General features: G+C 49.0%; 15 protein-coding genes. 4 read left to right on the forward strand and 11 right to left on the reverse strand.

What is annotated here, in order from left to right:
* Window positions 1-273: 273 nt before the first annotated feature.
* From U8T64_RS01575 to U8T64_RS01595, 5 genes are all read right to left on the reverse strand, one after another.
* A complete protein-coding gene (locus U8T64_RS01575) occupies window positions 274-1686 on the reverse strand; it encodes a leucine-rich repeat protein (protein ID WP_322180282.1) in 1413 nt (470 codons plus the stop codon).
* Between the two features lie 401 nt (window positions 1687-2087).
* On the reverse strand, window positions 2088-4013 hold the full coding sequence (locus tag U8T64_RS01580) for a WG repeat-containing protein (RefSeq protein WP_322180284.1): 1926 nt from the start codon (window positions 4011-4013) through the stop codon (window positions 2088-2090).
* Between the two features lie 403 nt (window positions 4014-4416).
* Window positions 4417-6159, reverse strand: a complete 1743-nt coding sequence (gene pyk / locus U8T64_RS01585; RefSeq protein ID WP_322180286.1) for a pyruvate kinase — start codon at window positions 6157-6159, stop codon at window positions 4417-4419.
* A 35-nt stretch (window positions 6160-6194) separates the two neighbouring features.
* Window positions 6195-7139: an aminoglycoside phosphotransferase family protein gene (locus U8T64_RS01590; RefSeq protein WP_322180287.1), complete on the reverse strand. Its 945-nt coding sequence runs from the start codon at window positions 7137-7139 to the stop codon at window positions 6195-6197.
* Window positions 7140-7234: 95 nt separating this feature from the next.
* Window positions 7235-8122 carry a hypothetical protein gene (locus U8T64_RS01595; RefSeq protein ID WP_322180289.1) on the reverse strand — a complete coding sequence of 296 codons (888 nt, stop codon included), beginning with the start codon at window positions 8120-8122 and terminating at the stop codon, window positions 7235-7237.
* A gap of 580 nt (window positions 8123-8702) precedes the next feature.
* Here U8T64_RS01595 and U8T64_RS01600 point away from each other — a divergent pair.
* The 4 genes from U8T64_RS01600 to U8T64_RS01615 all read left to right on the forward strand — a co-directional run bounded on the left by U8T64_RS01600 (window position 8703) and on the right by U8T64_RS01615 (window position 11103).
* Window positions 8703-9977, forward strand: coding sequence for a hypothetical protein (locus tag U8T64_RS01600; RefSeq protein WP_322180291.1), 1275 nt, complete (start codon window positions 8703-8705; stop codon window positions 9975-9977).
* A 447-nt stretch (window positions 9978-10424) separates the two neighbouring features.
* A complete protein-coding gene (locus U8T64_RS01605; RefSeq protein WP_322180292.1) occupies window positions 10425-10724 on the forward strand; it encodes a hypothetical protein in 300 nt (99 codons plus the stop codon).
* 14 nt (window positions 10725-10738) lie between these two features.
* Window positions 10739-10876, forward strand: a complete 138-nt coding sequence (locus U8T64_RS01610) for a hypothetical protein (protein ID WP_322180294.1) — start codon at window positions 10739-10741, stop codon at window positions 10874-10876.
* A complete protein-coding gene (locus U8T64_RS01615; RefSeq protein ID WP_322180296.1) occupies window positions 10873-11103 on the forward strand; it encodes a hypothetical protein in 231 nt (76 codons plus the stop codon). The genes U8T64_RS01610 and U8T64_RS01615 overlap by 4 nt, the downstream gene beginning before the upstream one ends.
* Window positions 11104-11259: 156 nt before the next feature.
* Here the strand turns inward: U8T64_RS01615 and U8T64_RS01620 are convergent, their stop codons facing one another.
* The 6 genes from U8T64_RS01620 to U8T64_RS01650 form a co-directional block, all read right to left on the reverse strand.
* Complete coding sequence (locus U8T64_RS01620; RefSeq protein WP_322180298.1) at window positions 11260-11661, reverse strand: DUF6353 family protein; 402 nt, start codon at window positions 11659-11661, stop codon at window positions 11260-11262.
* 18 nt (window positions 11662-11679) lie between these two features.
* A complete protein-coding gene (locus U8T64_RS01625; RefSeq protein ID WP_322180300.1) occupies window positions 11680-11973 on the reverse strand; it encodes a hypothetical protein in 294 nt (97 codons plus the stop codon).
* 22 nt (window positions 11974-11995) lie between these two features.
* Window positions 11996-12316, reverse strand: coding sequence for a hypothetical protein (locus U8T64_RS01630; protein ID WP_322180302.1), 321 nt, complete (start codon window positions 12314-12316; stop codon window positions 11996-11998).
* Between the two features lie 168 nt (window positions 12317-12484).
* Complete coding sequence (locus U8T64_RS01635) at window positions 12485-12700, reverse strand: CTP synthase (protein ID WP_322180304.1); 216 nt, start codon at window positions 12698-12700, stop codon at window positions 12485-12487.
* A gap of 87 nt (window positions 12701-12787) precedes the next feature.
* A complete protein-coding gene (locus U8T64_RS01640; RefSeq protein ID WP_322180306.1) occupies window positions 12788-12937 on the reverse strand; it encodes a hypothetical protein in 150 nt (49 codons plus the stop codon).
* A gap of 489 nt (window positions 12938-13426) precedes the next feature.
* The gene (locus U8T64_RS01650) at window positions 13427-13642 is read right to left on the reverse strand and encodes an Rpo12/RPC10 RNA polymerase subunit family protein (RefSeq protein ID WP_322180311.1); all 216 of its coding nucleotides are present in this window, start codon (window positions 13640-13642) and stop codon (window positions 13427-13429) included.
* Window positions 13643-13718: the final 76 nt, after the last annotated feature.

A 13718-nucleotide genomic window follows, 5' to 3' on the forward strand; every position in this document is an offset into this window, starting at 1 on the left:
CGCAACTATAAAAATCTTATTCGATTAACAATTTTTAGGAATTCTCTCACTCAAATGCTGATTTCTATAATCTAGCATCTACGCCAGCATACGTTACTGTGAAGCAGACTATTCTCTGCCAGCAGAAGTCCTTTTTTTATCTTACCATATACCGTATTCCCCCCAGCCGCCAATCCTTGTGCGCTGACAGTTTTTAAGTGCAAAAGACTACCCCCGGCTCAGCAATACGCTAATCTGGGGGCGGTTCTGTTTTTCATACTATATACAAAGCTCTTAACCCTTGCTGCGATATAAAAAGCTGACAATCTGCGCGCGGGTACATTTGCTATCCGGGCTGAATTTCCCAGCACCGGTACCGGCGGTGATGCCTTGCTCTACCGCCCACTGAACAGCTTTTTCGTAATATGACCCAGCTTCTATATCGGTAAAGATAATCTTTGAATACTCAGGTGCAGGTTCTCTGGCAGCCCGCCACAGGAAGGTGACGATCTGGGCTCTGGTACAAACTGCATCCGGGCTGAATTTCTCACTTCCCGTTCCGGCTGTGACGTTGTTTTCCGCCGCCCAGCGCACGGCCTTTTCGTAATACTCGCCGCTTTTTACATCACTGAATATGCTGCCTTCTCCCATAGTCTCCGGTCTGCCTACCGCCCGCCACAGAAAGGCGACGGCCTGAGCGCGGGTACACGAGCCGTTGGGGCTGAAATGGGTATCGTCTGTCCCGGCCGTGATACTACGCAGAGACGCCCATATCACAGCATCGGAGTAATACTCGCCGGCGAAAACATCCTTGAACTGCGAAAGGACACTGCTGGAATCGGGAATCTTCCCAACAGAAAAACGAATATTATTTTCTTTTGCAAAGGTCTCCATATAGCTCCCCTTTTCTCCATAAACCGTAAGCCACCCACAGCTTTCAAAAGAGGTAACATCGATCTGCTTGACACTTTTTGGCACCTCTATGGCATATAGATCCCTGCAGCCGGAAAACGCAGCCGGTCCCAGCGAGGTAACTCCTTCCGGGATTATTACGGTAGTCAGGTTATAGCAGCTATTAAACCCGGATAATTCCTCGATCCCGGCCGGAATCTCCACAGAAGTCAAAGCCGTAGCGCCGCAAAACGCCCACACACCGATTTTTTTCAAGCCCTTAGAAAGCTTCACAGAAGCCAGGCGCCTGCAAAACCCAAACGCACTGTCACCAATCTCGGTAACGCTGTCGGCCATTTCCACAGAGGTCAGGCCTTCACACTCATCAAACGCACCGCTTCCAACATACTCCACTCCATCAGGGATCGATACCGATGGCAGCTTATAACACCTAAAAAACGCAGTTTTGCCGATCTTTTTCACACTGTCGGGAATATTCACAGCGGTACAAACGGAAAACCCCGCGAACGCGCCGGGCCCAATGGAGGTAATGCCCGGAGCAATTGTGATCGTTTTTGCGAACTCGCGCCAATGGTTATAAGGCGGGGAAATTTCCCCATAATCCTCCATCTCTCCTGTGCCGGAGATGGTGAGGGTCGCTGTTTCTGCATCGTAGCTCCAGGTGGCATTTTCCCCGCAGGTTCCCGAAGCAGATCCCGGTTCAGTCGTTTCCTCCGCCCTAGCCGCCATAGGCATACACCCCATCAGCAAACAACAAACCAACAATAAGCTTATCAAGCGTTTTCCTTTTTTCATACAGCACACCTTCCGAAATTACTTTGAGGAAAAAGTTTAAGCCGCAAGACGCATTTCGGTACAGCGACGTCAACTTATCTATTATTTTCTATAATAACACCGATTTCTTTTTAGCGCAACTATAAAAATCTTACACTATTAACACTTTTTAGAAATTTTTCTCACTCAAGTAGCTTCTTTCTATAGATTAGCATCTACGCCAGCACGCGTTATGTCGGCGGGCTGCGAAGCAGACTGCTCCCTGCCAGCAGAAACCCTTTTCTTATCTTGCCATATACCCTATTCCCTCCCAGCCGCCGATCCTTGTGCGCTGGCAGTTTTTAAGCGCAAAAGGCCACCCCCGGCTCAGCGTATTGCTGAGCCGGGGGTGGTTTCGTTTTTTCTTATTCCAGCCAGAGCGTTTATCCCTCGCTGCGGTACAGGAAGCTGACGATCTGGGCGCGGGTACATTTGCTTTCCGGGCTGAAGGCGGTTGCGCTGGTACCGGCGGTGATCTTCTTTTCTACCGCCCATTTGACCGCGGTTTCGTAATACGCGCCGGGCGGTACATCGCCAAAGGCTGCTCCCACAGCTTCGGGAGAACCCTCCTTTCGCCAAAGGAAGGTGACGATCTGGCCCCGGGTGCAGGGAACCTCCGGGCCGAATTTCCCGGCGCCGGTACCGGCAGTAATGCCCTCTTCCACCGCCCATTGCACGGCCTTTTCATAGTAGGCCCCGGCCTTTACATCGGTAAATCCGGCGGCAGCGCCCTGGGGCTCCGGCTCCCCCGCCGCCCGCCACAAAAAGGTCACAGCCTGGGCCCGGGTGCAGCTTTGGCTGGGGCCGAAGTGAACGCTATCAACACCGCTGGTGATATTGTTTTCCACGGCCCACTGCACTGCATCATAGTAATAGCTGCCAAGCTTCACGTCAATGAAAAATCCGGGGGCTGGCGTGGGAGCTGACGGTGGTGCAGGGGCAGGTGTAATCGTCGGGGTTGGATCGGGCTCTGTAGAGGTCTCTACCATCAAAAATCCCCATTTGTCGGCGTATCCTCTGGACTCGCCCACGCCTACGGCCGCAAAGCCCCCGGAAACAGAGCGTGCCTCCTGATAGATAAGGGGAACCACTTCTTCTCCGGTTTTATCCAGAAAGCCGTATTCTCCGAAAAATGTGCCGTTTCTTACCAAAGCAAGACCATGAGAAAAAGATTCCACACAGTAGTTTCCTTTCACCGGAATCACTTCTGCTCCGGTTTTGTCAATAAAGCCAGAGCATGCAGGTCCGTCAATAAACAACAGGCTGTGTGTATGTACAACGGCCATGCCCTCGGAAAAGCTCTCCACCGCAGTATACCTGGGTTCAACCACTTCCTCGCCGACCGTGTTGATGAAGCCCCATTTTTTATCGCGTCCCTCCCCTACGCATACGGCGGCCATGCCTTCGGAAAAATCCATTACCATGTCATATTTCGGCTGAACCATTATGGCGCCGGTTCTGTCAATAAAGCCCCACTTGCCGTCTTGCGTTATTCTGGCAAGACCGTTGGAAAAGGAGCCTACTCCACCATCATACTGCAAGGGGATAACCTCTGCGCCGGTCTGATCTACAAAGCCCCATTTGCCGTTCAGCTTCACAACGGCAAGGCCCTCGGAAAAATTCTTCACATAATCATACTGAAGGGGGACCACTTCCCGCCCAGCCGTATCAACAAAGCCCCATTTTTCATCAGGGTGTTTTCCCATGCATACAGCGGTAAGGCCTTCGGAACTCTCTCGCACCTGCTCGTATTTCTGCGGGGTCACTTCCTGTCCTGCCGTGTCGATAAAGCCCCATTTTTCGTTAGGGTAGTTTCCCGTACATACAGCTGCCAAACCGCCGGAAAAGCTTTTCACCGCATTGTATTGAGGCGGAATCACTTCCTCACCGGTTTTGTCTACAAAGCCCCATTTCCCGTCCAGCTCTACAGCGGCCATGCCCTCGGAAAAGTCTCTCATTTCGTTGTACTTTAAGGGCACCACTTCCGCCCCGGTCTTGTCAACAGCGCCCCATTTTTCATCAGGGTAGCTTCCCGTAAGTACAATGGCCAGGCCATCGCAAAAAGACTTTACATCGAGATATCGGGGCGGTACGACCTCCTGTCCTGTTGTGTCGATAAAGCCCCAATCCTCCCCGATACATACGGCAGCCATACCTTCGGAAAAATCCATCACGTCATCATAGTTAGGCGGGATAAGCTCTTTCGCTGTGATGGTTTCCGCCGCCCTCGCCGCCGGCCGCGGGCAGCCCAGCGCCAAAAGCAGAAGCAGCGCCAACATAGAGCGCACCAGTTTCTTTCCTTTTTTCATTTCCATTCCTCCTAACAAGCTGTTTCCGGCGAGCGGCCCGGCGGAAAACGCGAAAACCGCGCCTGCCGCCGCCCATGCCGTGCCGGAAACATAAAAGGCGGCGCTGAGCGTAAAACTCAACACCGCCTGAAAAATCAAAGCGCAACACGAGAAACCCTTTATCCCCATTGCCGGACTTGAAATGATACCGGAAAATGGATATAATAGGAGCGTGGTGCAGTCGAAAGACTGTTGTGTTGAGTGGCTTCATCACTCATCACAGGGACATGGAAAGTTGGCGCTTTTCATGTCCTGCCGCTATTTTTATGTTTCCAGTTTCATTTTACTCTGAGAAGCCTGAAAAAGCAAGGCTTCTTTTTTGTTTTTTACGAAAAGCCTCGGCTTTTCCCATTTTCGGCGGCTTTCAGCACGCGCTGACCCTGCCGGTCTGGGCGTCCAGCGTTACCACCGCACCGTTTTTCAGGATATCGGTGGCGTATTCGGCTCCGGTGATCACCGGCTTATCCATGGCGAGGCCGGCAATGGCGGCGTGGGTGTTCTGACCCTTTTGCTCGGTGATAATGCCGGAGGCACGGCGCAGGTAATCCACCATGGTGTTGTCTGTTTCCGAGACCACCAGAATGTCTCCGTCCCGGAAATTCTTCAGATCCTCCGGCTTTTTTACCACACACAGCCGGGCGGAAACCGCTTTCTCCGTAACGCCCTGGCCGGTGAGCAGCACATGGCCCACCACATGGACCTTCATCATATTGGTGGTGCCGGATACCCCCAGGGGCATACCGGCGGTGATCACCACCAGGTCGCCGCTTTTTACAATGCCCGCCTGCTCCGCCGCGTCCACCGCGTGGTCAAACAGGGTGTCGGTATCCTTTTCCTCGGCGATCACCAGGGGAGAAACGCCCCAGGAAAGGTTCAGCTGGCGGCAGACGTGCTCATGAATGGTACAGCCCACAATGGGGTACAGCGGGCGGAACTTGGAAAGCTGCCGGGCCGTTCCGCCGGATTTCGTCACGGTAATAATGGCCTTGGCCCCCAGGTCGTGGGCGGTGGTGCAGGTGGCGTGGGAAATGGCGTTGGTCACATCGAAGGCGATATCGGAATTATCCCGGGAGTTGAACCGCTGAATGTAATTGATGCTCTGCTCCGCCTTTTCCGCAATGCGCACCATGGTTTCCAGGGCTTCCACCGGATAGTTGCCCGCGGCGGTTTCTCCGGACAGCATGATACAGCTGGTGCCGTCGTAAATGGCGTTGGCCACGTCGGTGGCCTCCGCCCGGGTGGGGCGGGGGTTCTTCATCATGGAGTCCAGCATTTGAGTGGCAGTGACCACCTGCTTTCCGGCATGATAGGATTTCTGGATCAGCTGCTTTTGTAGCACGGGCACGTCCTCAAAGGGGATCTCTACTCCCATATCGCCCCGGGCCACCATGATGCCGTCCGCCACCCGGAGGATCTCGTCGATGTTCTCCACGCCCTCCATATTTTCGATTTTGGCGATGATATTGATGGAATGGCAGTGGTATTCCTCCAGGATCTTCCGGATCTCCAGAATGTCTGCGGCGGATCGGGTGAAGGAGGCGGCGATAAAATCAAAACCGCTTTCAATGCCGAAAATGATATCGGAGCGGTCCCTCTCGCTGATAAAGGGCATGGAAAGCTTGGTGCCGGGAACGTTGATGCCCTTGTTGTTCGATACCCTGCCGCCATTTTTCACCTCGCAGACGATATCCGTATCGGAAACGTTGCGCACCCTCATTTCCACCAGGCCGTCGTCGATGAGCACCCGGGCGCCGGTTTGCAGATCCTTCGGCAGATCGGGATAGGTGATGGAAACGATCGTTTCATCTCCCTCCACCTCCCGGGTGGTAAGGGTGAAGGTATCTCCTTTTTTCAGCTCGACAGGGCCGTTTGCAAAGGATTTCACCCGGATCTCCGGCCCCTTTGTATCCAGAATGGTGGCAATGGGCAGACCCAGCTCTCCCCGCAGGCGGATGACCGCCTCCAGCTTTTTCAAAGCGTCCTCATGGGTGCAGTGGGAAAAATTGAACCGGGCGGCGTTCATGCCCCCCAGCATCAGGCGGCGCAGAACGCTCTCGTCGTCGGTCGCGGGCCCCAGGGTGCAAATGATCTTGGTTTTTCTCAGCATATCGTTCCCGTCCTTTCAAAATTTTGCGGTGCTGTCTATGGTAAAAAAGCCTGCTTCCCCCGGCGGATCACCGCCGCGGTCTCTTCCGCCCGGCGAAGGTAAAACGGGTCAGGCTCTTCCTCCTGCTTCAGAAAATCCTCTTCCAGAAATTCTATGTACTCGTTCAGCGCCGAAAGCACCGTGTCCCACAGAAAATCCGCATAGTCCGGCGGCTCTTTCATGCGCCGGTAATAGGCCTGTAAAAATTTCCGGCGCAGCTCCTCCGTCATAAAAAAGGGAAAAGCCTCCCGTTTTTCGCTGCCATGGGCGATCAGCCGGGCAAGGTCCAGGGAATAGGGCATTTCCCCGCCGAAGGCCCAGTCGATGAGCACCACCCTTTCCCCGTCAAACAGGGCGTTATATTGGAGAAAATCTCCGTTGCACAGAGTAAGCGGACAGGTTTTCTGCCGCTGCAAAAACACCTCATAGGCCTCCCGCAGCGCCGGATATCTCACAAGGCACTTTGCCCGGCGGGTGATCCGTTCCCAATATCTTACAAAGCGCTCTCCGCTGTTTTCTTTCCCGTTTTCGGGCTTTCCCCACCAATAAGCGTTATGAAGGGCGCTGAGGCTTTCCGCCGCTTTTTCCGCCAGCTCCCGGGTAAAATCCCGCAAATCTCCGCCCGGAATATGTTCCAAAAGCAGCCAGCAGCTTTTTCCCCTTTGCGCGGCGGCGTACAGCCTGGGAACGGGAAAGGCCTCCCGCTCCAGATAGGTATGGTACAGCTCCGCCTCCGCCGGTACGCTTTGCTTCAGCACGTATTCCCGCCCGTCATATTCCACACGGTACACAGAATAGGCCCTGTCCGCCCCGCCGCCGTCCTCGTGGAACTGCCGGGCATTTTTTACCCGGTTCCATTCCAGCCCCAGTAACGCGCAAACCGGCTTTAGGGCGGCCAGCTTTTCCGGCGGCGCCTCCGCGAGATAATTTCCTTTTTTCATGGTTTCCTCTGTTCTTAAAGCTTATACCGATAGAATACGTATACGGAGCTTCGAGCCGCGCAAACCGCCAGTGGAACCGGCGGCGGTACAAGCTCTTACTTTTGAACCCCGATCTCAAACACAGCGTCATCAAAATAGAAGCGGCAGTCTTCGGCGTCTATGGCGGGGAAGGGGATCACGCCCGCGGTCTTTACGCCGGGCAGAATCGCGGTTTGCAGCTGGGGATAGTCCAGATACAGCGGATCATAGCTGCTTTCATATTGGGTCTGCCCCTGGACCACCCTGCCGTTCCGCCCGAGATAGGCCTCTTCTTCCCCCAGGTTCTCCACAGACAGGAACACCAAAAACCGCTTTTCGCAGAATTCCACCTTTTCCACGGTGATCTTCAGGTCTCCCAGGGTCTGAGAAGCCGGCGCTTCACTGCAAAACAGCGGCGGGTCGTCCCCTTCCTCCAGAGAGATCACCTCCAGCGTATCCGCCTCCAGGATTGGCTCTATGGCCTGGTTTGTGAAGGTTCCGCTAGCTTTTATGATATCCCCCTTCTGAAGCGGGATCTCCTTTGCCGCGATCAGCGTGGGGTTTTTCCGCTCTCCGATATTCTGGCAAATCTCAAAGCGCAGCTCTCCCTCCGTGGTGGTAAAGCCCGCAGTGACAATGCCGGTAACGGTGGCTTTTCTGCCGGTATAATCCGTTCCGGTTCCATCGGTGTGGGCGTAAAGGTCCGAAAGCTCCGCCCGGGTCAGCTCGCCCTCGGCCACCGGTTCCTCATAGGGCACGGCGGTTATTCTGATCTCCGCGTTTCCCTGAACAAAGGTGCCTTCAAAGCTTACGGTGCCGTCCGCCTCCAGAATTTTTCCCTGGCCGTTGGGCTCGCCGGTTTCGGGGTCGATCTCGCCCTCGTAAACTCTTCCGTCCAAATCGTACAGCCGCCCCTTTACCGGTCTGCCGGTGGCCGGGTCAAATTCCCCCTCGAACAGCAGCACGTCTTTATTATAGAAGCAAAATATCCCGTATTTACAGGCTTTTTCAGCCAAAGTGTAGGAATAATGCAGAAGTAATCTACATTTAATTGCTTCTAATGTCATCGAATAGCATATACGACTTTGCCAATCACAGTGTCACCGTCACTATCCTCTATGGTTGTGCCGTCAGAGTCTTTCACATTCTTATAGATCCTCCTTATGTTCTGTATAAGTAGATTTGTGAATGGGTAATTTATTGACTTCCGTCATGATCCTCTTGGCAGAGCCATTACCGCCAAGTTTCTCATAAGGCTTGTACAAGTATTCATACAAATTCTCGTACTCGTCTTGTGTGATGTAGCCTCGTTCAACATACTGCATACCAAGGTAGACAATACGATCATGAGCAAGTCCAATGAGCATTTGTGTTTCAATAATGTGTTATATTCAGTTGTCTCTTCTCGGAGTTGCTGGATATGTCAAAGTCGGTAATTCGCTTACAGACCCAATAACCACAAACGATTCCACAGAAAACTATTGGTATACGCCCATGTACTTCTTTCCAGCTTGGTCGATGCGACGAATATTTGGAGCGATGTAAATGGCTGGCATATCTCTACGAGACTATCAACTTGACGCTGTCAACAGAATGAAAAATGGCTGTATTCTCTGTGGCGGTGTTGGAAGCGGTAAATCTCGAACAGCACTATCTTATTATTACAAACAAAATGGTGGTGAATTGGGTACTAAGAATTATGTTCGAATGCCAGGTACCCCGAAAGATCTTTACATCATCACCACTGCGAGAAAAAGAGATACTTTGGAATGGGAGGGTGAGCTTTCGCCCTTCCTTCTTTCTACCCATCCGGAAGTCAGTGCTTATTCCAATAAGATTGTTGTGGACTCATGGAATAACATCGGTAAGTACGCAACGATTACGGACGCTTTCTTTATATTTGATGAACAGCGAGTGGTTGGCTCTGGAGCATGGGTAAAAGCATTTCTGAAAATCGCAAAATTCAACGAGTGGATTTTACTATCCGCTACTCCCGGAGATACCTGGGAAGATTATATTCCTGTCTTTGTAGCTAACGGTTTCTATAAGAATCGAACAGCTTTCAAAGAACAGCACATGGTCATGACCTGGGTAAATGGCAAGTACCCCAAGGTAGACAGATATTTGAATGTTGGGCGACTCATCCGATTGCGCAACTCTATTCTGGTGGAGATGGATTTCCAGAGGGAAACCTGTTCACACCATGAGGATGTGTATGTGCAGTACGATATTGCTAAATACAAAGATGCTGGCAGAAAACGATGGAATCCGTATAAGAACGAACCTATCGCTACTGCGAGTGAGCTCTGTTATATTTGGCGTCGCATTGTAAATGAAGATGATTCCCGACTGGTTGCTCTTCTGGAGCTGTTTGAAAAGCATCCAAAAATGATCGTTTTCTATAACTTCGACTACGAGCTTAATATTCTGAAAAGTGCTTACTATGGCGAGGATGTTGAGATTGCGGAGTGGAACGGTCATAAACACCAGCCTATTCCTACTTGTGATAGCTGGGTCTATCTGGTTCAGTACAACGCCGGAGCTGAGGGTTGGAACTGCATAAGTACGGACACCATTGTCTTCTACTCGCAGAATTACTCTTACAAGATTATGAAGCAATCGGCAGGTCGAACAGACAGATTGAATACGCCTTTCAAAGATCTGTACTACTATCATTTGAAATCTCGTTCTGCTATCGACTTAGCTATCAGTCGAGCATTGAATGAGAAGCGCAACTTCAATGAAACCAAATATGTCAGCAGCTACTCGAAGAGTACGCTTAAGTACGAACCTAACAGAATAGTTGCTAAGGCTGCTTAACCGAAAGCAATTTGGTAATATGTCAAGAGGAAAATGAAAAAGATTTTTTTGGAAAAGGGTAACCTTAATAGACTATGGCACCAACCGCTGAATCCAGTGCCGCAGATTTAGTCCAGCCTATACTCAGAGAAACCATGACTATTATGGTTAATGGAAATCCAACCATAGTATATAAGGACGAAATCAAGAAAGAACTTTACAAACATTTATATTCCGGACTTGGTTTACAATTCGGAGGCTGAAAGGAGAAAACAATGAGAAATCAGGAAATGGTAAAAGTGTATGATGCAACCCCTCGACATACAGAGACTCGTAAGTCTACCAGAAGCCGACTCACTGAGGTCGTTGGCGAGGCTCTCGGACTCATCGCTTGTATGTGCGTTGCTACGATTGTTATCGCTATTACCGTAAAGTTCATCATGTGGATTCTGTAAAGGAGAATTGATTATGAAAGCTAAAGACTATTTCGCTAAGTACGAACAGGCTCTCGCATCTGATAACTCTGACGAGTGCTCTACTGCAATCGCTGAGATGCTGAACGAGATGAACTCTGAAGTACAGAATCTTTTGAAGGTTCGCCATGTCAAGACTGACGCGGGTACCTTCCCTATCTTTAAGGAAATGAACCAGAAGTGGAATGCCATTGTACGACTCTTTGAGAAGAAGTATGGTGCTACGCCTATTGTTAAGGATGGCTTCCAGCTTTATTGGGTTCGTAAAATGCCCCAGTTAATGGGTAAAATTTGAAAGGAGAAAAAATTATGATTACTGCTGGTACTAAAGTGGCTATTATGCCTGGTGCAGATTACGCTAACCGTTTCACTGGTCAGGTGGGCGTAGTTCGTAAAAATTATAAGGATAAGATCGGTGTTCAGAAGGAAAACGGTGATATATTATGACAATCGCAGAGGTTAAAGATTATCTTGCAAATCTAACCAGTCATGTTACATTCTGCTACAACGGTTATGATTGTGGTATTGACCCATTGGCTAAGGACGAGTTTAATATGTGGTACGGTACTGATGAAATGACTGTGGACTCTATCGATAAGGTTATGGATATTAACTTCTTCGATGGAAAGTCTCTGAAGGACATCTGGAGCGACATTACTGAGCTGGAGTTCTAATGTCAGCAACAAAAAAATAAGTGCTCTAAATTGTGTAAAAGCAGTTTAGGGCACTTTTTATATTTCAAAGAAAGGAAATCGTTATGCTGAAAATTGAAAAATTTGTAACTATGTCCCCCGCACAGTATGAGATCGTTGTCGAGGGTATGCGTAATCCTAAGAACAGTTGGGACCGTTCTGATAGCTATCCTTGTATTCCTTATAGGAATTCTGGACGAGTGCATAGGCACTTGTGAGTGCTGCCTGCTGACGCCTATTCAAAGCGTTCGCACCCATAATACAGGCGATTGTAGAAGCTCCTATTGCCACAGCCGGAATATAACATTTCCATGCTGATGCAACAGCTTCTTTCTTGGTGTAGGCATATGGATCGCCATCGTGATTTTTTCGGCTATCAGCGTAGATCTTAACCACAGCTTTTGGAGTAGCCTTAACAGCCACGACAGCAGTCACCACAACACCTACAGATGCTATACAAGATAGGGCTACAGGAGAATATTTCCTAATATAAAGCCCCGACTTGTGCAACACCGTTGAGATTGCTTGGTTCTTACTCATGTTTCTTTTCTCCTTTCGTTACATGTATAAATCAATCGCATTGCATACAACATCGTACGCAACTAAAAATATGCGACTGGTTCTTTGATTCAAACGAGCATACTCGACCATTTCATGACCAAATGCTTCCATAGTTAATAGTTCTTCACCGGGCAAGCAATATTCAAGTCGCTCTAAAAGCATGGATATTGCCCATTTCGAATAACTCACTTCGTCAAATGAATACTCTAATGGACATGAATCATAAAGATCTTCAATGTAGTAGCCATAGTTTTTTACGGTTTCAATGGCTGTGTAATAACCTCCCACCAAGATTCACATCTCCTTTCATGCTTTATTGCATAGCGTGCAAGAGGTCCAAAATATCAGAAGCTATATTACTAGCAGTCTGAAACATCTGGCGTGTTTTAGGGTTTACCCTTGAATATCGAGCCGTTGTCATCATAAATTCGTGTGTTAATTCACAGAATTCTTTTACAGACCCGTTCATACGAGGGTAAATATGCTCGGCGATATAATCTAAGAGCTCGTCGACAGCCCATTGCGAGTAACTCGCTTTCTTGAATTCATCGGACCACTTTCCAAACAACGGCGGGTACCATAGGTCCATTTGGTACATGTCGCAAAGAATAAGTCTAAGCTGTTCGATGCTCATGGTTTCTCCTTTCGTTAAAATAAAAAGTAAGAGAGACTGTATCGGAATCGAACCGACGACCTCCACGGAAGTGTGGTGATCTACCAACTGAGCTAACCCGTCTCTCATAAAGAGAGTTGTAAATTTCGCGCGGCAAAAAGAAAAGAGCCGTTGTTAGCGGCCCTAATCTTATAAACCAATACTCGTAAGAATCTTCATGAGTTCTTCCTTGTCGAGTTCGGCATCTACATCCAGATGAACATGCGTTTTTCCATCGATAACTGTGGCATTAACCTCGTTAAGTTTGAGTTCTACTTCATACCCAAGCTTCTTTCGGATTACCATACTCACCAACTTCGAAATGATGCCCGTTGTGAATTTAGATCCAATCTTCATTTCGTCCATACTCCTTTAACTCCTTTCAAGTTGTTTCCATAAAGGACGATGTATTTTTGGCGAAAAAGAAAAGAGCCGTTGTTAGCGGCCCTAATCTTAGTAAATCCAATTTTCTTTTGCAAAGAACAGCGGAATTGCAACCATGATAAAGAATACCAATGCCGTAGCATCATTATCAATGAGTACGCCCATGCACCCACATCCTAATAATGTAATAGCAGATAGTTTATTTTTCCAAGTTTTCATTCTCGTATCTCCCTTCAATTTTCTTTGGTTTTTCATAAAGGGCGATGTGATTTTAGCGGTTAAATATCTCGTCTATCAAATACTGTTTCCCAGCGTTCTCGCTTAATGGGTTTCATCTTAAGAGCCCACATTATTTGTCGGACAGTTACAGTAGGGTAGAGTCCGTCCGTACAAGTCCCGGCACGATTATTGAAGTATTCCTTGAAGTCAGGATGCAAATATAAAGCATCAGTAATCCATGGGTCAACCTCACTCCACCATGTACTTTTTGTATTCGGGTCAAAACGCTGCTGAATTACAGCAAGACCTTTATCCTCTATTAAATATAAAGTGCAACTATCGTATACAGGATGCTCACATACATATCGAGAACCATACATTGAGAGATAGATTGCTGGTTTGTCAAAATGATAACGCATATATACCACCTATAAAAAGAAAAGAGAAAGAGCCCTCGTCAGGACTCCTTCCCCTTGCTAATAATCTTATTTAGTCTTCGCAGACATCTTCCTTAGACGGATATAGTGCTTCATATGCCTCGTCATTCTCGAATCCATAATGTTCTAAATCTACGGAATGACCGCATTCGGGACAGATCAATACTTCTTCCCATTCATCCTCAAATTCCATGAGGGCCCCGCATTCACTACAAACATACCGTCCTGTAAGTAAAGCGTCTTTCTGCGCATCGTTAAAAAAGCTCATTGCAAATTACCTCCTTGATGATTGTGTGGCACTTTAAGTATACTCACCACTACTAATTTATCAAGAGATAAAAAGC

It is taken from the genome of Neglectibacter caecimuris (genome assembly GCF_034335015.1).
Taxonomy (GTDB): domain Bacteria; phylum Bacillota; class Clostridia; order Oscillospirales; family Acutalibacteraceae; genus Acutalibacter; species Acutalibacter caecimuris_A.